A 23,807-nucleotide genomic window follows, 5' to 3' on the forward strand; every position below is an offset into this window, starting at 1 on the left:
TGCGGACGGCCCCCATGCATTGGGTCGATGGCCGCCTTAGCCGGCGGCGGCGTTGCGCTGCGGGGCCGCGGCCTCGCGGCGGGCGCGCAGCTCCTCGGCCACCAGGAAGGCCAGCTCCAGCGACTGGCTGGCGTTCAGGCGCGGATCGCAGGCGGTGTGATAGCGGTCCGACAGATCCTCGTCGGTGACGGCACGCACGCCGCCGGTGCATTCGGTCACGTCCTTGCCGGTCATCTCGAAATGCACGCCGCCGGGGATCGTGCCCTCGGCCTTGTGGACGGCGAAGAACTCGCGGACCTCGCGCAGGATCGAATCGAAGGCCCGCGTCTTGTAGCCGGTCGACGACTTGATGACGTTGCCGTGCATCGGGTCGCAGGACCAGACGACGTTCGCGCCCTCCTCCTGCACCGCGCGGATCAGGCGGGGCAGGTGGTCGCCCACCTTGCCCGCGCCGAAGCGCGCGATCAGCGTCAGGCGGCCCGCCTCGTTCTCGGGGTTCAGCTTCTCCATCAGCACCTTCAGGTCGTCCGCCGTGGTGCTGGGGCCGCATTTCAGGCCGATCGGGTTCTGCACACCGCGGCAGAACTCGACATGCGCGCCGTCGGGCTGGCGCGTGCGGTCGCCGATCCAGATCATGTGGCCCGATCCCGCCACCGGCAGGCCCGTGGTGCTGTCGATGCGGGCCAGGGCCTCCTCGTATTCCAGCAGCAGCGCCTCGTGGCTGGTGTAGAAATCGACCTTGGACAGCTGATGCGCGGTGTCGGAATTGACGCCCGCCGCCTGCATGAAGGCCATCGCGTCGCTGATCCGGCCCGCGATGTCGCGATAGCGCGCGGCCTCGGCACCGCCCACGAAATCGGCAATCCAGCTCTGCACGCGGTGCATGTCCGCGAACCCGCCGGTCGAGAAGGCGCGCAGCAGGTTCAGCGACGCGGCCGCCTGCGTATAGGCCGCCAGCATCCGCTGCGGGTCGGGAATGCGCGCCTCGGGGGTGAAGTCGAAGCCGTTGATGATGTCGCCGCGATAGCTGGGCAGCTCGACCCCGCCGATGACCTCGGTCGGCGCGCTGCGGGGCTTGGCGAACTGGCCCGCCATGCGGCCGACCTTGATGACGGGCATCTGCGCGCCCCAGGTCAGCACCACGGCCATCTGCAGCAGCACCTTGAAGGTGTCGCGCAGGTTGTCGGCGCTAAATTCGCTGAAACTTTCGGCGCAGTCACCGCCCTGCAGCAGGAAGGCCCGGCCCGCGGCGGCATCGGCCAACTGGGCGCGCAGGCGGCGCGCCTCTCCGGCAAAGACCAGCGGCGGATAGCGGCGCAGCTGCGACTCCACCGCCTCCAGGGCGGCCGCGTCGGTATAGTCGGGCATCTGGACGCGCGGATAGGCGCGCCAGCCGGCCTTGTCCCAGGTCTGGGTGGCGGTCTTGCGGATCTGCTGCGTCATGTCCTGCGCTCCTTGGAAAAATGTGGCGTCGGTATAAACGCTAACAGGCGGCAGGGAAAGGGTCTGCCGCCGCCCGCCGGAAAGCCCCCTTGCCGCGGCGTCAAAAGGCTGTTTGGGTGCCGGGCGCAACCCGCTCGCAAAGATCGCCCCATGCCAGCCGACAAACCGCGCCGCTTCACCTTTCTCCTGCTGGACCGCTTCACCATGCTGCCCTTCGCGGCCGCGATCGAGCCTCTGCGCCTGGCCAACCGGGCCTCGGGGCAGGCGCTGTTCGACTGGCGGCTGGTTGGGCCGGGGGGCGAGGTCGCCACCTGCTCGAACGGCACGCGGGTGATGCTGGACGGGGGCCTCGACCCCGAGGCTCCGCCGCCCGGTCGCGACGAGGTCGTGATCGTCTGCGGCGGCACCGAGATCGCGCGCGAGGCCACCCGCCCGGTGCTGGCCTGGCTGCGCAGGCAGGCGCGGGGCGGCGCGGCGATGGGGGCGGTCTGCACCGGCACCTGGGTCCTGGCCGACGCCGGGCTGCTGGACGGCCGCCGCGCCACCATCCACTGGGAGAACCACGACGGGCTGGCCGAGGCCTTTCCCGAGGTGGACCTGTTCCGGTCGGTCTTCGTGCATGACGGCAACCGGCTGACGGCGGCGGGCGGCACCAGCTCCATCGACCTGATGCTGCACCTGATCGCGCTGGCGCATGGCGACGCGCTGGCCGCCGACGTGGCCGACCAGATGCTGCACACCGCGATCCGCACCGGCCAGGACAGCCAGCGCCTGTCGATCCCCATGCGGATCGGCGTGCGCCATCCGCGCCTGGCCGCCGTCATCGCGCGGATGGAGGCCAATCTGGAGGACCCGATCAGCCCCGCCCAGCTGGCCCTGGATGCGGGCATGTCCACCCGCCAGCTGGAGCGGCTGTTCCGCCGCTACCTGAACCGCAGCCCAAAGCGCTACTACATGGAGACCCGCCTGTCGCGGGCGCGCAACCTGCTGATGCAGACCGAGATGTCGATCATCGAGATCGCGCTGGCCTCGGGCTTCTCCAGCCCGTCGCATTTCTCCAAATGTTACCGGGCGCAATATGGCAGCACGCCCTATCGCGAACGCGGCACCACCGCTCCGCGCGCGGACTGAGGCGCGTCAGTCCGCCCGCGGGGCGTCGAAGCGGTTCACCGGGATCTTCAGATAGCGATGCCCGTCATCCTCCGGCTCGGGCAGGCGTCCGCCGCGCAGGTTGATCTGCAACGCGGCCAGGATGCGGTCGGGTAGGGGCAGCGTCGCGTCGCGCGCCTGGCGCAGCGCGATCCAGTCCGCGCGCGCGGTGCCGTCGCGGACATGGCGGTTCTCGGCCCGGTGGCGGGCGACCGTGGCCTCCCATGCCGGACCGTCGCGGCCCTTGGCACCATAGTCGTGACCCACGAACAGACGCGTCTGCGGCGGCAGCGCCAGGATCGCCTGGATCGACTCCCACAGGGCCTCGGCATCGCCACCGGGAAAATCGGCCCGCGCGGTGCCGACATCGGGCTGCATCAGCGTGTCGTGCACGAAGGCCGCATCCCCGCAGACGAAGGTGATCGAGCCGAGCGTATGGCCCGGCGACAGCATCACCCGCACCTCCAGCGTGCCGATGCGGAAGGTCTCTCCCTCCGCGAACAGCCGGTCAAAGGCGCGTGCCGGATCGAAGGCATGGGGCAGGTTATAGAGCTGGCCCCAGATTTCGGCGATCTCGGGAACACGCGCGCCGATGGCGTTGGGCGCCCCCGTCCGCTCGCGCAGCAGCGCCGAGGCCATGACGTGATCGGCATGCGGATGGGTGTCCAGCACCCATTCCACCGTCAGCCCCTCGCGCCGGACCAGGTCCAGGACCTGATCGACGCTTTCCGTCGTCAGGCGGTAGTGCTGCACGTCCAGGTTCCAGACCACGTCGATCAGCGCGGCCCGTCGGGTCGCCGGATCGGCGCAGACATATTGCACCGACCCCGTATCGGGCTCGTAGAGACCCCAGACATCCGGGCTGCCCGGACCGGTGGAGGGCGAATGGCGGATGATGCGCGTCATGAGGATGCCCCCGCGGGACGGGTCGTGGCGGCGCGCTTCATCCGGGCCCCGATCCACAGCCCCGTCAGCATCGTCGGAACAAAGACCAGCGTCCCGGGCGCCAGCAGCGGCAGCGCCGTCAGCGCCGGCCCCGGACAGAAGCCTCCGATGCCCCATCCAATCCCGAACAGCGCGGCGCCGGTCAGCAGCGGACGGTCGATCTGCCGCCCCGACGGAACGTCGAAACGGTCCCCGATCAGGGGCGCCGGACGCCGCCACACCAGGCGGTAGCCCAGAAAGGCGGTCACCGTCGCACCACCCATGACGAAGGCCAGGCTGGGATCCCACCGCCCGGCGATGTCCAGAAAGTTCAGCACCTTGGCCGGATCGGCCATGCCCGACACGATCAGGCCCAGACCGAAGACCAGACCGCTGAAAAAGCCCGCGATGATGCGCATGGATCAGCCTCCGATGACGTGGCGCAAAACAAAGACGGTGGCAAAGCCCGCGGCCATGAAGGTCGCCACCGCCGCAAGCGACCGCCGCGACAGACGCGCCAGCCCGCAGACCCCGTGCCCCGAGGTGCAGCCCGAACCAAGCGCCGTGCCGATCCCGACCAGCAGCCCAGAGAGCGCCATCGCCGGCAGGTTCTGCGGCACGCTCTGCGAGACCGCGCCGCCGATCAGCAGGACCGCCACCGGCGCCGCCAGGAGCCCCGCAATGAAGGCCCACCTCCAGTCGCGATCCGTCGCCGCCCCGGCCATCGGCACCAGCGCGCCGAGTGCCCCCTGCGTGATCCCGGCGATGCCCGCGATCCGGCCGAAGAGGGCCATGACCATCACCGCGCTGAGCCCGATCAGAACGCCGCCGCCAAGCGCGCTCCAAGGCGTGAAATCCGTCGCGACCTGCATGTCCATCCGATGCCTCCGATCACAGGGCGCTTGCCGTGGCCGCTGCATGTGCGATAATATTAGTGATTACTAAATAAGTAAATGCTGATGTAATGCAGATCGACTCCGATGCGTCCCTTGCCCTCCAGGCGCGTGCGGACCACGTCGCGGCGCGCCTGTCGCTTCTGGCGAATGCCAAGCGTCTGCTGATCCTGTGCGAACTGGCCAAGGGCGAACGGTCCGTCGGCGCCTTGCAGCAGGCCGTGGGCCTCGGCCAGTCGGCCCTGAGCCAGCATCTGTCGAAGCTGCGCGAGGCAGGCATGGTCGCGACGCGCCGCGAAAGCCAGACGATCCACTACCGGATCGACGATCCCGACGTGCAGGTGATCATGATCGCGCTCTACGACGCGTTCTGCAAGGACCTCTGACTGGGCAGAGGGATGCGAAACAGGGCCATCCGCGATGCCAGACAGTCTCCGGACCCACGGGCCGGTGGCCTATGATTCGCTTATCTTACAATGTCTTGGATGATTTTGGCTGGGGCGGTAGGATTCGAACCTACGGTACACGGTACCAAAAACCGATGCCTTACCACTTGGCCACGCCCCAACTGTGGGAGGGTGATTACCCAAGCCGTCGGAGAGGTGCAAGACGTAAAATGCAGAAATCTTGCCTCCGCCCGAAAGCCCCGATATCGACGCGCCATGGAACAGGCGGATCTTGTCATTCTGGGGGCCGGGGCTGCGGGGCTGTTCTGCGCGGGCTCGGCGCTGGCGCAGGGCAGGCGCGTCGTCGTGCTGGATCATGCCGCGACGCCGGCGGAGAAGATCCGCATCTCGGGCGGCGGGCGGTGTAACTTCACCAATCTGGCGACGGCGCCGGATCGATTCCTGTCGGGCAATCCGCGCTTTGCCGCCAGCGCGCTGGCCCGCTATCGCCCGCAGGCCTTCGTCGATCTGGTGGATCGGGCGCAGATCGCCTGGCACGAAAAGACGCAGGGACAGCTGTTCTGCGACGGCAAGGCCACGCAGATCACCGCCATGCTGCTGGAGCGCATGACGGGTGCGGAGCTGCGGCTGCAGACGCGAATCGATGCGGTGACGTGCGACGCGGACGGATTCCGCATCGACACGTCGGGCGGTCCGATCCGCGCCGGCCGCGTCGTGGTGGCGACGGGCGGCAAGTCGATCCCCAAGATCGGGGCGACGGGGCTGGCCTATGATCTGGCGCGGCAGTTCGGGCTGCGTCTGGTCGAGCCACGCCCTGCCCTGGTGCCACTGACCTTCGCCGAGCAGGACCTCGCGCTGTGCCGACCGCTGGCCGGGCTGTCGGTCGAGGCGCGCATCGACCACGGCGGCGGCCGCTTCCGCGACGCGATGCTGTTCACGCATCGCGGCCTTTCCGGGCCGGTGATCCTTCAGATCTCCAGCTTCTGGCAGCCCGGTGAGACGCTGACCGTCGATCTGGCACCCGACCGCGACATCGCCGCCGAACTGAAGGCCGCGCGCGGGCGCAGCGGCAAGATCCAGGTCGCCACCGCGCTGGCCCAGATGATGCCCGAACGGCTGGCACAAGCCATCGCCGCGGATGCCGGGATGGAGGGCAGGCGCCTGGCCGATCAGCCGAACCCGCGGCTTGAGGCGCTTGGCGCGCGGGTGAACCGCTGGCAGGTGCGGCCCGTGGGCACCGAAGGCTATCGCACCGCCGAAGTCACCCTGGGCGGGGTCGACACGCGCGATCTGGACGCGCGCACGATGCAGGCGCGGGCGGTGCCGGGGCTGGCCTTCATCGGCGAATGCGTCGATGTCACGGGCTGGCTGGGCGGCTACAACTTCCAGTGGGCCTGGGCCTCGGCGGATGCGGCGGGGCGCGCCGTCTGATCTCAACGCGGGGTCGCGGGGCTCAGCAGGTCGCGGCCGTCATCGACGCGGCCGCGTTCCACCATCTCCTCGAAGGCGGCGTCGGGGCCAAGCTCGGTCAGGCGGCGGTCGGCGGGGCGCTGCGGCGCGCTGCGCGTGGCGGCCGCGCTTTCGGGCTGTTCCAGCCGCAGGCGGTGGACCGGTTCGGGAATGCCGAAGCCCTTGGCGTCCAGCGCGTGGCGCAGCAGGCGGAACGCCTCGCCGCGCGCCAGGTCGAAATCGGTGCCGTCCTGGGACACCCATCCGCCGGCGCGGATCACCACATGCTCGGGCCCGTCGGCATCCAGCCACGCGACGGGTTCGGGCCGCTTCAGCACGAAGTCCATCCCCGCAAGCGTCCTGATGACCAGATCGCGCGCCCGGCCCAGATCAGCGCCGGGATCGACCGTCAGATCGACCATGAAGCGCCGTTCCGGGTTGCGTGTGTAGTTGGTCAGCACCGCCTTGTAGATGATCTGGTTCGGGATGCGGATATGGTTGCCGTCCAGCGTCAGCAGCGTCGTGCCGCGGCTGGTCAGGCGGATCACCCGGCCGCGCAGGCCGTTCACCTCGATCAGGTCGTTGGGGTTGAAGGGCTGGCGCAGCGACAGCAGCATCGTGGCCACGAACCCCTCGATCGTGTCGCGGGCCGCGAAGGACAGCGACAGGCCGAAGATGCCCGCCGCCCCCAGCAGCGTGCCCAGCAGCGCCCGCGCCCCCATCAGGTCCAGCGCCACCACCAGCGCCACGATCCAGGCCGTCAGCCGGATGGTCTGCGCCAGAAAGCCTGCGATGAACGGGTTCGGCGCGATGTTGGCCAGCGTCCGTTCGCGCCGCGACAGCCAGCCGCCCGCCAGCACGATCAGCGCCCCCACGGCCAGGCCAAGCGCCATGAAGGGCAGGCCCGCGACCACCTGGGTCAGGCGCGACTGGAACCGGTCGCGGACCGAGACCAGCCGCGTGCCCAGATCCGTGGACAGGGTCAGCTGATCCTGGATGGCGACGACGCCCTCGACCCGCGCCAGAAGACCCTCGACGCGGGCGATCGTCTGCTGTTCGGCGACCTCTCCGGACAGGGTGACGATCCCGGCATCGACCCGGACGCGGATGCCGTCGAACTCGGGCACCTGCGCCAGGATGCCGGTGATCCGCGACAGGATCGCCAGGTCGGTCGCGCGGTCGTCCCCGGTCGAGATGGCGCCGCTCGGAACCTGCGGGGGCACCGCGGCTGGGGCCTGGGCTGCGGCCGGGGCCGCCAGCGCCAGCAGGAGCAGCAGGACCCGGATCATGCCGGCAGGGGGTCGGCCTTTGCCAGCCGGTCGAAGGCCATCAGCGACGCGACCAGCGCGGGCATCCGGTCCAGCGGGATCATGTTCGGCCCGTCCGAGGGCGCGGTGTCGGGGGCCTCATGCGTCTCGATGAAGACCCCGGCCACGCCCAGGGCCACGGCGGCGCGCGCCATGACCGGCGCGAATTCGCGCTGTCCGCCCGAACTGCCGCCCTGTCCGCCGGGCTGCTGGACGGAATGGGTCGCGTCCATGATGACCGGATAGCCGGTGCGCGCCATGATCGGCAGCGACCGCATGTCCGCGACCAGCGTGTTATAGCCGAAGCTGGCCCCGCGTTCGGTCAGCAGGATGTTCCCGTTGCCGGTCGAGGCGACCTTCTCGGCCACGTTCGGCATGTCCCAAGGGGCCAGGAACTGGCCCTTCTTGATGTTCACCACCGCGCCCGTGCGGCCGGCGGTCAGCAGCAGGTCGGTCTGCCGGCACAGGAAGGCGGGGATCTGGATCACGTCCACGACCTCCGCCGCCCGGACCGCCTGCTCGGCGTCATGCACGTCCGTCAGCACCGGACAGCCGAAGCGGTCGCGCACCGCGGCCAGGATCGCCAGCCCCTCGTCGATGCCCAGGCCCCGCCGACCCGACAGCGAGGTGCGGTTCGCCTTGTCGTAGCTTGCCTTGAAGACGAAGGAGGCGCCCGCATCGGCGCAGGCCCCGGCCATGGTCTCGGCGATCATCAGGGCGTGATCCAGGCTTTCCAGCTGGCAGGGCCCCGCGATCACCGTCAGGGGCAGGTCGTTGCCGCAGGTGATCGGGCCGATGGAAACGTGCTTGGGCGTGGTCATGTCGATACCTGTTCGCGTAGGATGGAGGCCGTCAGCGACAGCATCAGATAGATACCCGAAAAGATAAGGAATGCCACCAGGGTGTTCTGGAACGCCTTGGGATAGGTGGCCTCGTCCGGCGGAATGGGGGCGATGGACAGCGACAGATAGCGCACCTGCTTGTTGGCCTCGATGCGCGCGGCCTCCATCTGGGCGGCGGCCGCGCCCAGCATTTCCTGGCGCGTCAGCATCTCGGCCTCGGCCACGCGCAGCTCTCCGCCGATGGCGGCCAGCGAATTGCGCGAATCGCTGCTCTGGGTCAGCTGCAGGCGAGTCTCGGCGACAAGCTCGCGCAGGCGCTGGATGTCGCCGCGCAGTGCGTCGACGCGGCTCTGCAGCGGGCGCGGGTTCGCCAGAAGCTGGCCCAGCTCAAGCTGCTTCTGGGTCAGCTGGCCCTCCAGCGCGCCGACTTGGCTCATCACGACGCCGCTCTCGGCCGCCGGGTCCAGGACGCCGAGACGCTCCTGCAGTTCCTGCACGCGCATCTGGGCGGCCAGCATCTTGGCCTCGGCATCCTCGTAGGTCTCGCGCGCGCCCTCCATCTGGTCCTCGCGCATCCGCGCGGTCAGCCGGTCGACCAACTCCTCGGCATAGGAAATGAGGGCCAGCGAGAACTGCTGGCTCAGCTGCGGATCGGGGGCGATGACCTCCATGTTCAGCACGCCCTCGGTCGGGTCGTAGCCGATCTTGATCGAATCCTGGTAGAGCCCGTAGGTCGCCTCGTTGGTCGCGTCCGCCGGCAGGCGCTTGACGACGTCGACCGAGGGGTCCTGATAGGCGCGCCGGAAGCCCTGCTCTTCGTCCAGGCGCAGCATCGCGTCGCGTGAGGTCAGATAGCTCTGGACCGCGACCGCATCCTGGTTCGTGCCCATGCCCGACCCGCCCAGCATCGCCCCGAGCCCGCCGCCCGAGGATGACGATTCCGCCGACTGGATCTGGAACTGCGAGATCGTCGCATAGAGCGGCGAGGCCATGCGGAAATAGTACCAGCCGACCAGCGCGGTCGGCAGGATGACGAAGAAGAGCAGGCGGAATGCCAGCATCGCCATGCGGCGGCGGCGGCGGCGGGCCAGGTCGCGCTGAATGCGGAATATCTCGGCCGCGCGCTTCTCCTCGGTCAGCTCCTCGCGCGAGGGCAGGGCGGGGCGGCTGCCGGGCGCACGGTCGGGCAGGATCGAGGGAACCGGCACGGGCCGCAGGGCAGGGGCGTTCGGCGCGGGGCTGGCCTGCGCGCGGCTGCCCTCGGACGACAGGATGCTGCCCACGGCATTGCGGTGGGACGGGTCGATCCCGCGTTCGCGCAGCCGCAAGACGGCCTCCTCGCCCGAGGCCACCTCGATCTGGTGCAGGGCCGCGATACGGCGCGCGATGCGCAGCTGCCGCTCGTTCAGCTTCTCGGCGCGGATGGCGGCCAGGCGGGCCTCCAGGTCGGGGTTCGGCTCAGGCTCGGGCTTGTCCTTGTTCAGGCTGAAGTCGCCGAAGCCGTCATCGACGGGACCGCTGGCCAGGAACCGCTCCAGTGCCGCGTCCTCGCCCTCGGGCGCGTCGGGGCGTGCACGGCCCGGGCCGCCGGGGGCGGGCTCCGGCACGACCGGCCGGGGCGGCGCGTCGGGGCGCCGCGTCACCTCGACCCGGACGGGACCGGACGCCGCGGGGGCCGGCGTGCCGGGCGTGATCGCGTCCTCGTCCGACACGTGATAGCGGCGGGCCTTAGGCGGTGTAGTCATAGTATTGCTTTGCCTCGTCGAGGGTCTCGAACATGTACAATCTGCCGTCGCGCAGGATCGCGGCGCGATTGCAGAACTTTTCAATGGTGCTGGGCTGGTGCGACACGATCACCGTGGTCGAGACCTTCAGCCGGTCGAACAGCACCCGCCCGGCCTTGCGGTTGAATTCGACATCCGTGGTCTGGGGCATGCCCTCGTCGATCAGGTAGATGTCGAAGTCCAGCGCCAGCAGCAGCGAGAAGTTGAACCGCTGCCGCATCCCGCTGGAATAGGTGCCGACGGGCATGTCGAAATATTCGTGGATGTCGCAGAGCCAGCGCGTGAAGGCCGAGACGTAATCCGGGTCCAGACCGTAGATCCGCGCGATGTAGCGCGCGTTCTCGTTGCCGGTATGGCGGGTAATCAGCCCGCCCATGAAGCCCAACGGAAACGAGATGCGGCAGTCGCGACGGATCTTGCCCTCGTCCGGCTTCTCGAGGCCGCACATCATGTTGATGATCGTGGTCTTGCCCGTGCCGTTCGGCGCCAGGATGCCCAGGGAATTGCCCAGCTCGACCCGGAACGAGGCCTGGTCCAGGATGATCTTGTGCTGTTTGCCGGTCCAGAAGGACTTGGAAACCGTGTCGAACTCAAGCATGGCCTTGCGATACCAGATAAAAAGACGGCACGAGGCGTGCCATGCCGCGGGCCCCGGGCTTCCCCCTTTGACCTTACGGATGCGGCGGCAGCCTGTCCACCCTTCGCATTCCGCCCCAGAAAACGTGATCTGACCAGCCTTATATCACGGCCATTTTGCCATAAGTTCGACGGATGTTCACAGAACCGCCACCTCCGCTCGACGCGTCCGACCTGCCCGACCGCATCGCTGCCTGCCGCCTGTGCCGCGAGCGCTTCGCGCTGACGGCGACCGCGCATGCCCCGCGGCCCGTCGTCTGGTTCCGTCCGGGCGCAAGGTTGCTGATCGTGGGGCAGGCGCCCGGCGCGCGGGTCCATGCCAGCGGGCGGCCCTTCACGGACCGCTCGGGCCAACGGCTGCGCGATTGGATGGGGGTGGACGCCGACACCTTCTACGACCGCGACCGGGTGGCGATCGTGCCGATGGCCTTCTGCTTTCCGGGCTATGATGCGCGGGGCGCGGACCTGCCGCCGCCGCCGATCTGCGCGGCGACCTGGCGCGACGCGGTCATGGCGCAGCTGCGCCCGCGCCTGACGCTCCTGGTGGGCGGTCACGCGATCCGCTGGCATCTGGGCGCGCGCAACGTGACCGAGGCCGTCAGATCCTGGCGCGACCACGCGCCCGGCATCGTGCCGCTGCCCCATCCCAGCTGGCGCAACACCGGCTGGCTCAAGGCCAATCCGTGGTTCGAGCTCGACCTGCTGCCGGACCTGCGGGCGGCGGTGGCGGCGGTCCTGTAGGGCGGGACGGGCTGGCGAGCGGCGCCGCGACCTGCGATAGTTCCGACCGACGCGCCTGACCGGCGCCTGGTTCGACCCCGTCCAAGGATGCCGCAGACGATGCAGACCGACCTTCAGATTGCCCGCGCCGCCGCCAAGCGCCCCATCGCCGAGATCGCCGCGCGGCTTGGCCTGACGCCGACCCAGATCCTGCCCTACGGCCATGACAAGGCCAAGATCACCCACGAGGCACTGGCCGGGCTGGACGGGCCGCAGGGGCGGCTGATCCTGGTCACCGCCATCAACCCGACCCCCGCCGGAGAGGGCAAGACGACCACCACCGTGGGTCTGGGCGACGCGTTGAACCGGATCGGTCACCGCGCCACCATCTGCATCCGCGAGGCGAGCCTGGGGCCGAATTTCGGCATGAAGGGCGGGGCCGCCGGCGGCGGACATGCCCAGATCGTGCCGATGGAGGAGATCAACCTGCACTTCACCGGCGATTTCCACGCCATCACCTCGGCGCACAACCTGCTGGCGGCGATGATCGACAACCATGTCCACTGGGGCAACGCGCTGGAGATCGACACCCGCCGGATCAGCTGGCGGCGGGTCATGGACATGAACGACCGGGCGCTGCGCGAGGTGGTGGTGGGTCTGGGCGGGCCTGCCAACGGCTTCTCGCGGCAGACGGGGTTCGACATCACCGTCGCCTCCGAGGTCATGGCGATCCTGTGCCTGGCGCGCGATCTGGCCGACCTGCAGGAGCGGCTTGGCCGCATCATCGTGGCCGAGACCCGCGACCGCCGCCCCGTCACCGCGCGCGATCTTCAGGCCGACGGCGCCATGACCGTGCTGCTGAAGGACGCGCTGCAGCCGAACCTGGTCCAGACGCTGGAGAACAACCCCGCGCTGGTCCATGGCGGCCCCTTCGCCAACATCGCGCATGGCTGCAACAGCGTCATCGCGACGCGGGCGGCGCTGCGCCTGTCCGACTATGTCGTGACCGAGGCCGGGTTCGGCGCCGATCTGGGGGCCGAGAAGTTCCTGAACATCAAGTGCCGCCTGGCCGGGCTGTCGCCCGCCGCCGTGGTGCTGGTGGCGACCGTGCGGGCGCTGAAGATGAACGGCGGCGTGGCCAAGGCCGACCTTGCGGCCGAGGATGTCGCGGCGGTCACGGCGGGTTGCGCCAATCTGGGTCGCCATATCGACAACCTGCGCGGCTTCGGCCTCCCGGTCGTGGTTGCGCTGAACCATTTCGCGGGCGACACGCCCGCCGAGATCGCGGCCCTGCAGGACTACTGCGCCTCGCGCGGCGTTCAGGCCGTTGTCGCGCGTCACTGGGCCGAGGGCGGCGCGGGGGCCGAGGATCTGGCGCGCGCGGTCGTGGCCCTGGCCGACCGGGGCGCGGCGATGACGCCGCTCTATCCCGACGACATGGACCTGTGGGACAAGATCCAGACGATCTGCACCCGCATCCACCATGCCGCCCGCGTGGAGGCCGCGCCCGGCGTGCGCGAGCAGCTTGCCGCGTGGCAGGCGGCGGGGCATGGGCGCATGCCCATCTGCATCGGCAAGACGCAGTACAGCTTCTCCACCGACCCGACGCTGCGGGGGGCGCCGACCGGGCATGTCATCCCGGTGCGCGAGGTGCGGCTGAACGCCGGCGCGGGCTTCATCGTGGCGATCTGCGGGCAGATCATGACCATGCCCGGCCTGCCGCGCCATCCCGCCGCCGAGACGATCCGCCTGGACGATCTGGGCCAGGTCGAGGGGCTGTTCTAGGCCGCGGCGGCCGCCTGCAGCTCCGGCTCCAGAAGCTGGGCGAGCAGGGTCAGCCGGTCCAGCCGCTCCAGCGCCTCGGCCAGATCGGGCGCGGGCTGCATCGCTGCCACGGCCATCCGGCGCGCCATGGCGCGGATCGGTGGCGTCAGGGGCGCATTCGCGTGATGGCGGGCGATGCGTGCGCAGGCCAGGAAGGCCGCCGCGTCGTCCCTCAGCGCCGCGCGCTGCCACAGCGACAGAAGCGCCGCCGGCGGATCAGAACGGATCGTCACCGGATTGCCGCGCAGCCAGGCGGCCTCCGTCGCGGCGGGGTCGGCGCCTGAGCCGGGGCCGCGACCGATCCGCAACCAGCCGCGCAGATGATGCGCGGCTACCGCGTCGCGAAAGCACAGCCGTGCCAGATGGGCCAGCTGGTCCGGCCCGGCATGCCGCGGCGCGTCAAGCCGGGCGAACCAGTCGCGCCCTTGCGCCCGCGTCAGGCTGGCCGCGGCCCAGAGCGCTAGGTCTGGCGGCACCGGGCGCGCCGCGATCTGGTCGGCCAGCCCGCGCAGCGCCGCGTGCAGCGGGCGCGGCTGCAGCCATTCCGGCGCCGGCCCCCGCCAGCGCCGCCACGCGCCCAGATGCAGGGCCATCGCCACGCTCAGGGTCGGCACGACCGCGTCGGACAGGGCCTGATCCGCCGTCCCGAAGCCGAGCCTTGCGGGAAACGATCCGTCGGGCCGCTGCGCCTGCATCATGTCGGCCATCATGTCGGCGACGGGATAATCGGGGTCCAGAAGCCTGAGGCAGAAGGCCATCCGCGCGACCGACGTCGTGCAGCCGCGCGTCTGCGCCCAGAGGGACAGCGCCCGCAGGTTGTCGAAGACGACCGCGAAGACGCGCGGACCCGACAGGCGCGGACGCCGCGCGCCGTGATGGCACAGCTGCATCAGCACCTCGCAGCGGATCGCCACGTCCTCTGCGCTGGGATGGTCGGGCTGGGCGGTCAGCACCGCCTCGGCCCGTGCCGACAGGGAAGGGTCGTCGGACAGGGCCAGCCGCTGCGCCAGCGGCAGGGCGGGATCGTCCGCCAGCGCGTCGCAGGCCAGCTGCCACAGCGGCTCGTCCCGCGCCACCAGCCCGCCTGCCAGCATCAGGCGCACCAGCGCGTCGTCGCGCGCCCCCTCCAGCACGCGGACCGCCCCCGCGCGGACCAGATCGGCGGTCAGCCGGCGCGTCACGATGACCTCGATCGGAGAGATGCGGCCGCGCAGCCCGGTCAGCACCGGCGCCACCTGTCCCACCATCGCCAGCGCGCCCAGATCGGGGTGATCCGGCGGCACGGGGTCGGGCAGCGCCATGATGTGGCGGCGCAGCCATTCCAGCCCGCGGTTCGACAGCAACCGCAACAGTTGATCCAGTGATCCGTCCATCCGCCACCCCGTCCGATCTGCGCGATCATGTCCGGGGGACGCCCGTTCGCAAGAAGCGGATGCAGACAATTCAAGCGACCGGACGCGCGACGGCGGGAATTGCACCGGACGCCCGGTCGCGGTAAAGCCCGGCCATGAGCAACCGCCCCGACCTTCCCCCCGAGATCGCCCGCCGCCGGACCTTCGCGATCATCTCGCATCCCGACGCCGGCAAGACCACGCTGACCGAGAAATTCCTTCTGTATGGCGGCGCCATCCAGATGGCGGGACAGGTGCGCGCCAAGGGCGAGGCACGGCGGACGCGGTCGGACTTCATGAAGATGGAGCAGGACCGCGGCATCTCGGTCAGCGCATCGGCCATGTCGTTCGATTTTGACGGACATCGCTTCAATCTGGTGGACACGCCGGGTCACAGCGACTTCTCGGAGGACACCTATCGCACGCTGACGGCGGTGGATGCGGCGATCATGGTCATCGACGGTGCCAAGGGCGTCGAATCGCAGACCCGCAAGCTGTTCGAGGTCTGCCGGCTGCGCGACCTGCCGATCCTGACCTTCTGCAACAAGATGGACCGCGAATCCCGCGACACGTTCGAGATCATCGACGAGATCCAGGAGAATCTGGCCATCGACGTGGCACCCGCATCTTGGCCCATCGGGGTCGGGCGCGACTTCATCGGCTGCTACGACATGCTGCACGACCGGCTGGAGCTGATGGACCGCGCCGACCGCAACAAGGTCGCGGAATCGATCAAGATCGACGGTCTGGAGGACCCGCGCCTGGCCGATCATGTCCCCGCGGACCTGCTGTCCAAGCTGCGCGAGGAGGTCGAGATGGCGCGCGAGCTGCTGCCCGCCTTCGACCGCCGGTCCTTCCTGGAGGGGCACATGACTCCCATCTGGTTCGGCAGCGCGATCAACAGCTTCGGCGTGCAGGAGCTGATGAAGGGCATCGCGGCCTATGGCCCGCCGCCCCAGCCCCAGAACAGCGCCGACCGCGAGATCGCCCCCGAGGAGACGCCCGTCACCGGCTTCGTCTTCAAGGTGCAGGCCAACATGGACCCCAAGCACCGCGACCGCGTGGCTTTCGTCCGCCTGGCATCGGGACATTTCGAACGCGGGATGAAGATGGTCCATGTGCGCACGAAGAAGCCCATGGCTGTGTCGAACCCGGTCCTGTTCCTGGCCGCCGACCGCGAGCTGGCCGAGGAGGCCTGGGCGGGCGACATCATCGGCATCCCCAACCACGGCCAGCTGCGCATCGGCGACGCGCTGACCGAGGGCGAGGCGCTGCGCTTCACCGGCATCCCGTCCTTCGCGCCCGAACTGCTGCAATCGGTCCGCGCGACCGATCCGATGAAGGCCAAGCACCTGGAAAAGGCGCTGATGCAATTCGCCGAAGAGGGCGCCGCCAAGGTCTTCAAGCCCGCCATCGGGTCGGGCTTCATCGTGGGCGTCGTCGGCGCGCTGCAGTTCGAGGTTCTGGCCAGCCGGATCGAGCTGGAATACGGCATCCCCGTCCGCTTCGAGGGCAGCCAGTTCACCAGCGCGCGCTGGGTCAGCGGCCCCAAGGACAAGGTGTCGGCCTTTGCCGAGGCCAACAAGGGTCACCTGGCGCATGACCATGACGGGGACCTGGTCTATCTGACGCGCCTGCAATGGGACATCGACCGGATCGGCCGCGACCATCCCGACCTCAAGCTGACCGCGACCAAGGAGATGATGGTCTGAGGACCGCGTGGGAGATACGCACGCCGGGGGAGTTTGATGCAGTTCTTGACGAACTGTGTCAGCCCATCCCCGGGCGCGGGTCCGATCAGATCAGCGAACTGAGGGAGCGCTGGACACTCGGCCACGCACTGCGCGCGGACCAGTACGTTTTCGGGGGGCCGTATCCTATAAAGATCGTGAAGCAGGAATGTCCGGATTTTCGCCTCGATTATTCGACCGGGTCGGTCGGCGTGGAGATTGTCGAGGCGATACCTAGACAACTTGCACATGCTTGCGCGGTGGTTAACGCCGCGGTCAAAGCCGGTGAACCTCTCCCCGATGTCTTGTCGTTTCGGCATCTCCAGTCTGAGCGCAAATCCACGACGCACAAAGAGATAATGAGCCGGATTGATCCACGAAACGCCGAGCCGTGGATAGGTGACGAACCGGAGCGACACTGGTTGCAGGTCGTGGGCCGGGTCATCGTGGGAAAATGTTCCAAGTCATCCGGATATAGCGACCGCCGTAATCTGCATCTGCTGATCAATGATGAAGTAGGTGGCTGTGCCGACCCGGAACGCACATGGCGACTTCTTCTTGCGCAGAACGATCTTATGATAATGGCTGGCGCGGCTTTTGCTGCGATCCATGTCCTGTCGCACCGGCGGCTGTACTCCAAACGCTTTGCGTAACTGACAGGACAATTAGAGGCGTGGCGGCTGCGGGCCGAAGGCCATGCCGTCGATCTCCTGCCCATGTTCATCGACCGGGTGGCACCAGACCTGAAAGCGGGTCAGGTCGTGCGGGCCGAAGCTGCTCAGCATGGGCACGTCCGCCGCATCATGGCCGCGTGCGATGACCACCCGCCCGAGGCGACGTTCGTTGTTGCGCGGGTCCAGCGTCCACCAACGGTCGGACAGCCAAACCTCGATCCAGGCGGCGAAATCCATCGGCGCGTCCACGGCAGGCACGCCGATATCGCCGACATAGCCGTTCACATAGCGCGCCGGGATGTTCAGCCCGCGCAGATAGGCCAGCGCCAGATGCGCGAAGTCGCGGCAGACGCCGGTGCCGCCCTTGCTGGCGTCCAGCGCAGTGCGCGACGAGGACGCGGTGCCATAGTCGAAGCGCAGGACCTTGTGGCCGTGGTCCAGCACCGCCTGCACGCGGCTCCAGCCCGGGGTGACGTCGCCGAACAGGCGCCATGCCTCGGGCGCCATCACGTCGCTCTCGACGTAGCGCGAGGCGGCGAGGAAGGTCATGACCTCGTCGGGCAGCTCCTCGATGGGCATCTCGCGGGCGTCGGGATCGACCTCGTCCCACTCACCATGGTCGCGGACGGTCACATGGGCACCAAGGGTGAAGTCTCCCGCGGGTGCCACGAGACGCTGGCAGATGTTGCCGTAGCGGTCGCGGAACCGACGGATCGGGACTGTCGGATCGGTCACCACCTGTTCCGGCGCCACGAAATCGCGGTGCCGGGCCTTTTCGGGCGTGACCATCAGGATCAGCGGGGTATCCCGCGGGACCCGGATGTCGAACTCGTAACCGATCCGGACGCGCATCATGCCACCGTGGCGTCCATGGTGATCTCCGCGTTCAGCAGCTTGCTGATCGGGCAGCCGGCCTTGGCCTTCTCGGCGATCTCCAGGATCTTGGCCTCATCGGCGTCGCCGGTGATGGTGGTGGTCAGATGGGCCTTCTTGACGGCGAAACCGTCGCCCTCCTTGTCCATCATGATATCCGAGCTGGTCTTGACGGTGACGCCGCCGACGCCCTCCTGCTCCAGCATCATCGCCAGCGCCATCGAGAAGCACGAGGCATGGGCCGCCCCGATCAGTTCCTCGGGGTTGGTGCCGGGCTTGTCCTCGAAGCGCGTGTTGAAGCCGTAGGGCTGGTCCGACAGGGCGCCGGACTTGGTCGAGACGGTGCCCGTGCCGCCCTTTAGGCCGCCTTCCCACTGGGCCGAACCGGTGCGCGTGATCATGGGGTGAACCTTTCCTACTGTGAATCGCTGCCGCTCAACGCGGCCGGACCCGGCAGGTTTCCGGTTCACCCCCCGATCAGGCGCTGATGTTCCGCAATCGCATAGCGGTCGGTCATGCCCGCGACATAGTCGAGGACCAGACGCGCGCGTTCGACCGGGTCGTTCAGCCCCACTGCCACGTCGCGCCACTGGTCGGGCAGGCGGTCGGGTTCGGACAGGAACAGCGGGAACAGGTCGTTCAGCATCCGCGTGGCATGGGTGCGTTCGACCACGACGGACGGGGCGCGGTACATGCGCTGGAACAGGAAGGCTTTGATCGCCTTGATGTTCTGATAGAGCGGCTTGGAGAAGCGGATGATCGGTCCCTCCATGGCCCGGATCTCGTCGGCGGAGCGGGGCTGCAGGCCGGTCAGGCGGTTCTGGGCGACGGCGATCACGTCCTCGACCATGACGCCGAAGACGCGGCGCAGCGCCTCGTAGCGCCGCCGCGTGGGGTCCAGGCCCGGATAGCGGCGGTCGACCTCGGCGAAGGCCGGCCCGATCACCGGCAGCTCGGCCAGATCGGCCTCGGTGAACAGGCCCGCGCGCAGCCCGTCATGCAGGTCGTGGTGGTTGTAGGCCACGTCGTCGGCCACCGCCGCCACCTGCGCCTCGGCGCTGGCATTGGTATGCAGCTCCAGGTCCCACAGCGCGTTGACCTCGGCCAAGGCATAGGGCAGGGGGCCGGTCACCGGACCGTTATGCTTGGCGATGCCCTCCAGGCTCTCCCAGGTCAGGTTCAGCCCGTCGAAATCGGCATAGTGCCGCTCCAGCCGGGTGACGATGCGCAAGGCCTGGGCGTTGTGGTCGAACCCGCCGTAAGGCGCCATCAGCGCGGCCAGCGCATCCTCTCCGGTATGGCCGAAGGGCGGGTGGCCCAGGTCATGGGCCAAAGCCACCGTCTCGGCCAGGTCGGCATTCAGGTTCAGCGCGCCGGCGATGGTGCGGGCGACCTGCGCCACCTCGATCGTGTGGGTCAGGCGGGTGCGGAAATAGTCGCCGCGCCAGCCCTCGCCGTCATGCTCGACAAAGACCTGCGTCTTGTGCTTCAGGCGGCGGAAGGCGCTGGAATGGATGATCCGGTCGCGGTCGCGCTGCCAGGGCGAACGGAAGGTGGACAGGCTTTCGTCATGCAGGCGACCGCGGCTCTCGGCCGGATGGCAGGCATAGGGGGCAAGAGCGGTCACGGGGGCATTCCTTGCGGCTGGTGCCCGCGGACCCTATATTTGAAGCCACCAGACGAAAACGGGAACGCCCCATGAACCTGCCGCCGAAAGTGACCGACCGGGCCTTTGACCGCCTGTCCCAGATCAATGCGGGGAAAAGCCCGCAGCCCCTGCGCGTGGCCGTGTCGGGCGGCGGCTGTTCGGGGTTCCAGTACGACATCCGGCTGGACGCGCCGGAGGCCGACGATCTGGTCCTGGAACGCGACGGGCAGAGGGTCTTGGTTGATCCGGTGTCGCTGCCCTATCTGGCGGGCGCGGTGATCGACTTCACTGATGAGCTGATCGGGGCGCGCTTCGTGATCGACAATCCGAACGCCACGGCCAGCTGCGGCTGCGGCACCAGCTTCTCGATCTAGTCGCAGACGCGGCTGCGGGTGCGCAGCACGGGGTCCAGATAGCGCAAGGTGGTGCCGGCCGGCGCGGTTTCCTCCACGCGCTCCACCTCCCATTCGGCGATCTGGCAGATGACCCGGTTGCGCCGGTCGGCGATGCGCAGAGTGCCGTCTTCCTCGATCAGGGTGATCGACTGACCCTCGCGCCGTGCGCCGTCGATGCGGAAGGGCAAGGTGCCCGGCACAGCCACGGCATCCCCGCCGAACAGCGCCGCCGATCCGCGCCAGTCCTCGGGCCGACCGCTGGCCACCGACAGGCGGTGATCGCCCGGTGGAACCAGCAGGCGCAGCACCTCGCCGCCGCGCAGATAGGCGCTGATGACCCCGCCGCCGTCCGCATCGCTGAGAAGAACGGCGTGATCGGAGCCCCCGGGCGCCGCGACCTGCAGGGGAATCGTCGCGGGCAGGGGCGACGGCTTCTCCAGCAGGCCGGTCGGCGGACGCGCGGCGGCGGGCAGGGCCATCGCCAGCGTCAGGATCAGGGCGCGGATCATCGGGGCCTCCGGTCGGGTCTGGTCGGGTCGAGGAGCAGGCGGTTCAGGTTGCCAAACGCCGCCGCGCCGCTAAAGATGCGCGGCATGAAAATAGCAAGCTTCAACATCAACGGCGTCAAGGCCCGCATCCAGGCGCTGACCGACTGGCTGGGTGGCACCGATGCCGATCTGGTCGTCCTGCAGGAGATCAAGTCGGTCGACGAAGGTTTCCCCCGCGAGCATTTCCAGGATCTGGGCTGGCAGGTCGAGACGCATGGCCAGAAGGGCTTCAACGGGGTCGCGATCCTGTCGCGCCTGCCGCTGGAGGACGTGACGCGCGGCCTGCCCGGCGACGACGGCGACGAGCAGGCCCGCTACATCGAGGCGACGGTGGTTGGCAGCCGCGCGGTGCGCATCGCGGGGCTGTACCTGCCCAACGGCAACCCCGCGCCGGGGCCGAAATACGACTACAAGCTGGCTTGGATGGAGCGGCTGCGCCATCGCGCCGCCGCGCTGCTGGCCAGCGAGATGCCGGTGGTGATGCTGGGCGACTACAACATCATCCCCGAACCGCGCGACGCGGCCAACCCCAAGGCTTGGGTCGAGGACGCGCTGTTCCTGCCCGAAAGCCGCGCGGCCTTCCGTGCCATCGTGAACCAGGGCTGGACCGATGCGGTGCGCATCCGCGACCCCTGGGCCACGCGCGGGCCGTTCACCTTCTGGGACTATCAGGGCAGTTCGTGGGAACGCGACAACGGCATCCGCATCGACCATCTGCTGCTGTCGCCGCAGGCGGCCGACCTGATGATCGAGACCGGGGTGGACCGCGACGCCCGCGCCCAAGAGAAGCCGAGCGATCACGTTCCGGTCTGGGTGCGCCTGGCGGCCTGAGGGGGCTCAGATCACCAGCACGCCGGAATGCTTAGCCTTGTGTTCCGGTTCGACATGGATGGTGATCTGCGCGTCGGGCAGCTTGGCCTTCAGGCTGGCCTCGACCCGGTCGCAGATGTCATGGGCGTCCGACACGGTGGTCTGCCCGTCCACGACCAGGTGAAAGTCGATGAAGGTCACGGCACCGGCATGGCGCGTGCGCAGGTCATGCGCCTCCAGCGCGCCGCTGGCCTTGTCCGAGATGATCTCGCGGATCGTGGACAGGGTGCGCTCCGGCACGGCCTCGTCCATCAGGCCGGACAGGGACGAGGTCATCACCTTCCAGCCCGACCACAGGATGTTGACGCCCACCAGCATGGCCAACGCCGGGTCCAGCACCGCCCAGCCCGTGGCCGAGGCCAGCCCCACCCCGATCAGCACACCGCCCGACGAGATCACGTCCGACAGCAGATGCTTGCCATCCGCCACCAGCGCCGGCGAACGCAGCCGACGGCCCTGACGGATCAGCACCCAGCACCAGGCTGCGTTCAGCAGGCCCGCGCCCGCGTTGATGGTCATGCCGAGGCCCGCCGCCTCGATCGGCTGCGGGTCCTGGAAGGCGGACCAGGCCTCCGACAGGATCAGCAGCGCCGCGACGATGATCAGCACCCCCTCCAGCACGGCACTGAAGAACTCGGCCTTGTGGTGGCCGTAGGGGTGGCCCGGATCGGCCGGGCGCTGCGCGACCTTGATCGCGATCAGCGCGGCCAGCGCGGTCGCCACGTTGACGATGCTCTCCAACGCATCCGACAGCAGCGCCACCGAACCCGTCACCCACCAGGCGAAGGTCTTGAGCGCCAGGACGATCAGGCCGACGAGGATGCTGCCGGCGGCGATTTTCAGGGTCGCGGACATCTGGGTCGTCCCTCGTGACGGCGCGCGCGGCAATTTCGCGCAGCATGTCGCAGATGCCGCACGCAATCTCAAGCCAAGGATGCATCCCGTCGGCGGCGATCTGCGTTCAGCACCGAGATGCCACAGGACCGGACAGTTGATTGACTGCCCGATCAACGTACGTTATCGTTAGGTCATCGAAATAACATCAGTCACATTCACCCGAAGTGTCCGCACATCTGCGTGAAACGCTTTCGGGTCATAATGGTTATCGTTCAAACGACCAAAGGAGGATGGCGCATGACGTCCATCATCACTGTCGCCTATCTCAGCGTGCTGGCCTGCGCGCTGTTCGTCCTGATCCGCTGGCCCCGCCTGCGGCTGCAGGGCGAAGAGCCCGTCGGCTTGTTCACGCTGATCGCCCTGCTGTTCACGGCGGGCCTGGACATGGGGCTGGTCATGCTGCCCCTGACTGAATTCCCGATCTACGAGCAGGACGCCGCCTTCGGCTTCACCAACGCCCTGGCGGTCGAGTTCGGCATGTGGGGACCGCTGGTCTGGCTGATGTACTTCGTCGCGACCTTCTACTTTCTGGCGATCGAGCCGCGCCTGAAGCTGTTCGAGATCCCGGTCGTCAAGTGGGTCTACAACCTGACGGTCATCGCCACCTGCTCCTTCACCTGCTACCTGTTCATGTCGAACCTGCCCAGCTATGCCCCCGGCCTGCCGCAATGGTCGGTCTGGGCGCTGGTGCTGGTGGTGATCGCCACGGCGGTGATCTCCAGCGGCAACATGGCGATCATGAAATGGCTGGCCATCATGTCCAGCTGGGGCTTCGGGATGCTGGCCTTCACCGCGCTGGCGATGATTGCCTTCGTCTACAGCCGGGTGGGCCTGTCGGACTTCGTCGCCAATCTGGGCCTGCTGGGCGGCTACTTCGCGCATCTGCCGCGCTTTGCGGTGCCCATCGGCGACTATCACGAATTCTACCTGTTCTGGTGGTTCGCATGGTCGATCATGATCGGCCAGTTCGTCGCGCGCTTCGTGGGCGGGCTGCAGGTCTGGCAGCTGGCGCTGGCCATGGTCGCGCTGCCCGCAATCCCCCTGGGCCTGTGGTTCAGCGTGCTGTTCGTCTATCACCAGGGCGGCATCGTGATCCCGGTCTGGCTGAACTGGTTCATGATCGCGGTCGGCGTGATCTTCGTGGTCAATTCGCTGGACAGCCTGATCCGGCTCTATTCCGCCAATCTGGGCTGGTCGCGCGAGACCCTGGGCGACCGCCGCTATTATCCGCTGCATTTCCTGCTGCAGCTGGCGCTGGTCTTCGCCTATGTCTTCACCCCGTTCGAGATCCAGTGGGTCGGCCTGATCGTGGCGTCTCTCTACGGGGCGATCTACGTGATGATGGCGCGCCACATCGCGCGCCTAGACGGGATCGGCGACGCGAAGGCCGCCTGACCGCCGTC

General features: G+C 68.6%; 24 protein-coding genes and 1 tRNA gene. 10 read left to right on the forward strand and 15 right to left on the reverse strand.

What is annotated here, in order from left to right:
* Positions 1-36 precede the first annotated feature (36 nt).
* Positions 37-1,443: a class II 3-deoxy-7-phosphoheptulonate synthase gene (locus tag AC2SGK_RS06010; RefSeq protein ID WP_411837043.1), complete on the reverse strand. Its 1,407-nt coding sequence runs from the start codon at positions 1,441-1,443 to the stop codon at positions 37-39.
* 150 nt (positions 1,444-1,593) lie between these two features.
* On the opposite strand from AC2SGK_RS06010, the gene AC2SGK_RS06015 reads away from it, so the two are divergent.
* Entirely contained in the window at positions 1,594-2,574 is a 981-nt protein-coding gene (locus tag AC2SGK_RS06015; RefSeq protein WP_488322684.1) for a GlxA family transcriptional regulator, read from the forward strand.
* A gap of 6 nt (positions 2,575-2,580) precedes the next feature.
* On the opposite strand, the gene AC2SGK_RS06020 is transcribed toward AC2SGK_RS06015, so the two are convergent.
* Genes AC2SGK_RS06020 through AC2SGK_RS06030 form a run of 3 tightly spaced genes read right to left on the reverse strand, consistent with a single transcriptional unit; the run spans position 2,581 to position 4,394 of the window.
* The gene (locus AC2SGK_RS06020; protein ID WP_488322685.1) at positions 2,581-3,498 is read right to left on the reverse strand and encodes an MBL fold metallo-hydrolase; all 918 of its coding nucleotides are present in this window, start codon (positions 3,496-3,498) and stop codon (positions 2,581-2,583) included.
* Entirely contained in the window at positions 3,495-3,935 is a 441-nt protein-coding gene (locus AC2SGK_RS06025) for a DUF6691 family protein (RefSeq protein WP_488322686.1), read from the reverse strand. The genes AC2SGK_RS06020 and AC2SGK_RS06025 overlap by 4 nt, the downstream gene beginning before the upstream one ends.
* A gap of 3 nt (positions 3,936-3,938) precedes the next feature.
* On the reverse strand, positions 3,939-4,394 hold the full coding sequence (locus AC2SGK_RS06030; RefSeq protein WP_488322687.1) for a YeeE/YedE family protein: 456 nt from the start codon (positions 4,392-4,394) through the stop codon (positions 3,939-3,941).
* 86 nt (positions 4,395-4,480) lie between these two features.
* On the opposite strand from AC2SGK_RS06030, the gene AC2SGK_RS06035 reads away from it, so the two are divergent.
* Complete coding sequence (locus AC2SGK_RS06035) at positions 4,481-4,795, forward strand: ArsR/SmtB family transcription factor (protein ID WP_488322688.1); 315 nt, start codon at positions 4,481-4,483, stop codon at positions 4,793-4,795.
* Between the two features lie 106 nt (positions 4,796-4,901).
* Here AC2SGK_RS06035 and AC2SGK_RS06040 read toward each other — a convergent pair.
* Positions 4,902-4,976 (reverse strand) — tRNA-Gln (locus AC2SGK_RS06040).
* 95 nt (positions 4,977-5,071) lie between these two features.
* On the opposite strand from AC2SGK_RS06040, the gene AC2SGK_RS06045 reads away from it, so the two are divergent.
* Positions 5,072-6,247, forward strand: a complete 1,176-nt coding sequence (locus tag AC2SGK_RS06045; RefSeq protein WP_488322689.1) for a BaiN/RdsA family NAD(P)/FAD-dependent oxidoreductase — start codon at positions 5,072-5,074, stop codon at positions 6,245-6,247.
* Between the two features lie 2 nt (positions 6,248-6,249).
* On the opposite strand, the gene AC2SGK_RS06050 is transcribed toward AC2SGK_RS06045, so the two are convergent.
* The 4 genes from AC2SGK_RS06050 to AC2SGK_RS06065 are packed head-to-tail and all read right to left on the reverse strand — an operon-like array spanning position 6,250 to position 10,796.
* Positions 6,250-7,554 (reverse strand): mechanosensitive ion channel domain-containing protein, encoded by a 1,305-nt coding sequence (locus AC2SGK_RS06050; RefSeq protein WP_488322690.1) that lies wholly within the window; start codon positions 7,552-7,554, stop codon positions 6,250-6,252.
* Positions 7,551-8,393 carry a 3-deoxy-8-phosphooctulonate synthase gene (gene kdsA / locus AC2SGK_RS06055; RefSeq protein WP_488322691.1) on the reverse strand — a complete coding sequence of 281 codons (843 nt, stop codon included), beginning with the start codon at positions 8,391-8,393 and terminating at the stop codon, positions 7,551-7,553. Before kdsA ends, AC2SGK_RS06050 begins: the two co-directional genes overlap by 4 nt.
* Entirely contained in the window at positions 8,390-10,159 is a 1,770-nt protein-coding gene (locus AC2SGK_RS06060) for a KpsE/RkpR family capsule polysaccharide export protein (RefSeq protein ID WP_488322692.1), read from the reverse strand. Before AC2SGK_RS06060 ends, kdsA begins: the two co-directional genes overlap by 4 nt.
* Positions 10,143-10,796 (reverse strand): ABC transporter ATP-binding protein, encoded by a 654-nt coding sequence (locus AC2SGK_RS06065; RefSeq protein ID WP_411837018.1) that lies wholly within the window; start codon positions 10,794-10,796, stop codon positions 10,143-10,145. The genes AC2SGK_RS06060 and AC2SGK_RS06065 overlap by 17 nt, the downstream gene beginning before the upstream one ends.
* Positions 10,797-10,969: 173 nt before the next feature.
* On the opposite strand from AC2SGK_RS06065, the gene AC2SGK_RS06070 reads away from it, so the two are divergent.
* Together AC2SGK_RS06070 and AC2SGK_RS06075 are read left to right on the forward strand one after the other, a co-directional pair.
* Positions 10,970-11,575 carry a uracil-DNA glycosylase family protein gene (locus AC2SGK_RS06070; protein ID WP_488322693.1) on the forward strand — a complete coding sequence of 202 codons (606 nt, stop codon included), beginning with the start codon at positions 10,970-10,972 and terminating at the stop codon, positions 11,573-11,575.
* Positions 11,576-11,674: 99 nt separating this feature from the next.
* On the forward strand, positions 11,675-13,339 hold the full coding sequence (locus AC2SGK_RS06075) for a formate--tetrahydrofolate ligase (protein WP_488322694.1): 1,665 nt from the start codon (positions 11,675-11,677) through the stop codon (positions 13,337-13,339).
* On the opposite strand, the gene AC2SGK_RS06080 is transcribed toward AC2SGK_RS06075, so the two are convergent.
* Positions 13,336-14,751 (reverse strand): hypothetical protein, encoded by a 1,416-nt coding sequence (locus tag AC2SGK_RS06080; RefSeq protein WP_488322695.1) that lies wholly within the window; start codon positions 14,749-14,751, stop codon positions 13,336-13,338. The two genes, AC2SGK_RS06075 and AC2SGK_RS06080, sit on opposite strands and share 4 nt — an antisense overlap.
* 134 nt (positions 14,752-14,885) lie before the next feature.
* Here AC2SGK_RS06080 and AC2SGK_RS06085 point away from each other — a divergent pair, with 134 nt between their 5' ends.
* Positions 14,886-16,481 carry a peptide chain release factor 3 gene (locus tag AC2SGK_RS06085; protein WP_488322696.1) on the forward strand — a complete coding sequence of 532 codons (1,596 nt, stop codon included), beginning with the start codon at positions 14,886-14,888 and terminating at the stop codon, positions 16,479-16,481.
* A gap of 176 nt (positions 16,482-16,657) precedes the next feature.
* On the forward strand, positions 16,658-17,152 hold the full coding sequence (locus AC2SGK_RS06090; RefSeq protein ID WP_488322697.1) for a hypothetical protein: 495 nt from the start codon (positions 16,658-16,660) through the stop codon (positions 17,150-17,152).
* A gap of 12 nt (positions 17,153-17,164) precedes the next feature.
* On the opposite strand, the gene AC2SGK_RS06095 is transcribed toward AC2SGK_RS06090, so the two are convergent.
* The 3 genes from AC2SGK_RS06095 to AC2SGK_RS06105 all read right to left on the reverse strand — a co-directional run bounded on the left by AC2SGK_RS06095 (position 17,165) and on the right by AC2SGK_RS06105 (position 19,673).
* The gene (locus tag AC2SGK_RS06095; RefSeq protein WP_488322698.1) at positions 17,165-18,028 is read right to left on the reverse strand and encodes a transglutaminase-like domain-containing protein; all 864 of its coding nucleotides are present in this window, start codon (positions 18,026-18,028) and stop codon (positions 17,165-17,167) included.
* Positions 18,025-18,447 carry an OsmC family protein gene (locus tag AC2SGK_RS06100; RefSeq protein WP_488322699.1) on the reverse strand — a complete coding sequence of 141 codons (423 nt, stop codon included), beginning with the start codon at positions 18,445-18,447 and terminating at the stop codon, positions 18,025-18,027. Before AC2SGK_RS06100 ends, AC2SGK_RS06095 begins: the two co-directional genes overlap by 4 nt.
* 65 nt (positions 18,448-18,512) lie before the next feature.
* Positions 18,513-19,673: a deoxyguanosinetriphosphate triphosphohydrolase gene (locus tag AC2SGK_RS06105; protein WP_488322700.1), complete on the reverse strand. Its 1,161-nt coding sequence runs from the start codon at positions 19,671-19,673 to the stop codon at positions 18,513-18,515.
* 71 nt (positions 19,674-19,744) lie between these two features.
* Between AC2SGK_RS06105 and AC2SGK_RS06110 the strand changes: the two genes are divergently transcribed.
* A complete protein-coding gene (locus AC2SGK_RS06110) occupies positions 19,745-20,068 on the forward strand; it encodes a HesB/IscA family protein (RefSeq protein ID WP_488322701.1) in 324 nt (107 codons plus the stop codon).
* On the opposite strand, the gene AC2SGK_RS06115 is transcribed toward AC2SGK_RS06110, so the two are convergent.
* Positions 20,065-20,598 carry a hypothetical protein gene (locus AC2SGK_RS06115; protein WP_488322702.1) on the reverse strand — a complete coding sequence of 178 codons (534 nt, stop codon included), beginning with the start codon at positions 20,596-20,598 and terminating at the stop codon, positions 20,065-20,067. The genes AC2SGK_RS06110 and AC2SGK_RS06115 overlap by 4 nt on opposite strands.
* A gap of 84 nt (positions 20,599-20,682) precedes the next feature.
* Here AC2SGK_RS06115 and xth point away from each other — a divergent pair, with 84 nt between their 5' ends.
* Positions 20,683-21,468 (forward strand): exodeoxyribonuclease III, encoded by a 786-nt coding sequence (xth, locus tag AC2SGK_RS06120; RefSeq protein WP_488322703.1) that lies wholly within the window; start codon positions 20,683-20,685, stop codon positions 21,466-21,468.
* 6 nt (positions 21,469-21,474) lie between these two features.
* On the opposite strand, the gene AC2SGK_RS06125 is transcribed toward xth, so the two are convergent.
* Positions 21,475-22,362 carry a cation diffusion facilitator family transporter gene (locus AC2SGK_RS06125; protein ID WP_488322704.1) on the reverse strand — a complete coding sequence of 296 codons (888 nt, stop codon included), beginning with the start codon at positions 22,360-22,362 and terminating at the stop codon, positions 21,475-21,477.
* Between the two features lie 279 nt (positions 22,363-22,641).
* On the opposite strand from AC2SGK_RS06125, the gene AC2SGK_RS06130 reads away from it, so the two are divergent.
* The gene (locus tag AC2SGK_RS06130; RefSeq protein ID WP_488322705.1) at positions 22,642-23,799 is read left to right on the forward strand and encodes a BCCT family transporter; all 1,158 of its coding nucleotides are present in this window, start codon (positions 22,642-22,644) and stop codon (positions 23,797-23,799) included.
* Positions 23,800-23,807 lie beyond the last annotated feature (8 nt).

Source organism: Paracoccus sp. NIOT.M2S5SZ12 (assembly GCF_057748165.1).

What these genes read in the sequence shown, in the direction of transcription:
- AC2SGK_RS06060 (WP_488322692.1), bottom strand. Translation starts at nt 10,159, where the DNA reads ATGACTACACCGCCTAAGGCCCGCCGCTATCACGTGTCGGACGAGGAC.
- AC2SGK_RS06100 (WP_488322699.1), bottom strand. Translation starts at nt 18,447, where the DNA reads ATGATCACGCGCACCGGTTCGGCCCAGTGGGAAGGCGGCCTAAAGGGC.
- AC2SGK_RS06085 (WP_488322696.1), top strand. Translation starts at nt 14,886, where the DNA reads ATGAGCAACCGCCCCGACCTTCCCCCCGAGATCGCCCGCCGCCGGACC.
- AC2SGK_RS06020 (WP_488322685.1), bottom strand. Translation starts at nt 3,498, where the DNA reads ATGACGCGCATCATCCGCCATTCGCCCTCCACCGGTCCGGGCAGCCCG.
- AC2SGK_RS06035 (WP_488322688.1), top strand. Translation starts at nt 4,481, where the DNA reads ATGCAGATCGACTCCGATGCGTCCCTTGCCCTCCAGGCGCGTGCGGAC.
- AC2SGK_RS06010 (WP_411837043.1), bottom strand. Translation starts at nt 1,443, where the DNA reads ATGACGCAGCAGATCCGCAAGACCGCCACCCAGACCTGGGACAAGGCC.
- AC2SGK_RS06015 (WP_488322684.1), top strand. Translation starts at nt 1,594, where the DNA reads ATGCCAGCCGACAAACCGCGCCGCTTCACCTTTCTCCTGCTGGACCGC.
- AC2SGK_RS06025 (WP_488322686.1), bottom strand. Translation starts at nt 3,935, where the DNA reads ATGCGCATCATCGCGGGCTTTTTCAGCGGTCTGGTCTTCGGTCTGGGC.
- AC2SGK_RS06050 (WP_488322690.1), bottom strand. Translation starts at nt 7,554, where the DNA reads ATGATCCGGGTCCTGCTGCTCCTGCTGGCGCTGGCGGCCCCGGCCGCA.
- AC2SGK_RS06065 (WP_411837018.1), bottom strand. Translation starts at nt 10,796, where the DNA reads ATGCTTGAGTTCGACACGGTTTCCAAGTCCTTCTGGACCGGCAAACAG.
- AC2SGK_RS06070 (WP_488322693.1), top strand. Translation starts at nt 10,970, where the DNA reads ATGTTCACAGAACCGCCACCTCCGCTCGACGCGTCCGACCTGCCCGAC.
- AC2SGK_RS06030 (WP_488322687.1), bottom strand. Translation starts at nt 4,394, where the DNA reads ATGGACATGCAGGTCGCGACGGATTTCACGCCTTGGAGCGCGCTTGGC.
- AC2SGK_RS06125 (WP_488322704.1), bottom strand. Translation starts at nt 22,362, where the DNA reads ATGTCCGCGACCCTGAAAATCGCCGCCGGCAGCATCCTCGTCGGCCTG.
- AC2SGK_RS06130 (WP_488322705.1), top strand. Translation starts at nt 22,642, where the DNA reads ATGACGTCCATCATCACTGTCGCCTATCTCAGCGTGCTGGCCTGCGCG.
- AC2SGK_RS06075 (WP_488322694.1), top strand. Translation starts at nt 11,675, where the DNA reads ATGCAGACCGACCTTCAGATTGCCCGCGCCGCCGCCAAGCGCCCCATC.
- AC2SGK_RS06095 (WP_488322698.1), bottom strand. Translation starts at nt 18,028, where the DNA reads ATGATGCGCGTCCGGATCGGTTACGAGTTCGACATCCGGGTCCCGCGG.
- xth (WP_488322703.1), top strand. Translation starts at nt 20,683, where the DNA reads ATGAAAATAGCAAGCTTCAACATCAACGGCGTCAAGGCCCGCATCCAG.
- AC2SGK_RS06045 (WP_488322689.1), top strand. Translation starts at nt 5,072, where the DNA reads ATGGAACAGGCGGATCTTGTCATTCTGGGGGCCGGGGCTGCGGGGCTG.
- kdsA (WP_488322691.1), bottom strand. Translation starts at nt 8,393, where the DNA reads ATGACCACGCCCAAGCACGTTTCCATCGGCCCGATCACCTGCGGCAAC.
- AC2SGK_RS06110 (WP_488322701.1), top strand. Translation starts at nt 19,745, where the DNA reads ATGAACCTGCCGCCGAAAGTGACCGACCGGGCCTTTGACCGCCTGTCC.
- AC2SGK_RS06115 (WP_488322702.1), bottom strand. Translation starts at nt 20,598, where the DNA reads ATGATCCGCGCCCTGATCCTGACGCTGGCGATGGCCCTGCCCGCCGCC.
- AC2SGK_RS06080 (WP_488322695.1), bottom strand. Translation starts at nt 14,751, where the DNA reads ATGGACGGATCACTGGATCAACTGTTGCGGTTGCTGTCGAACCGCGGG.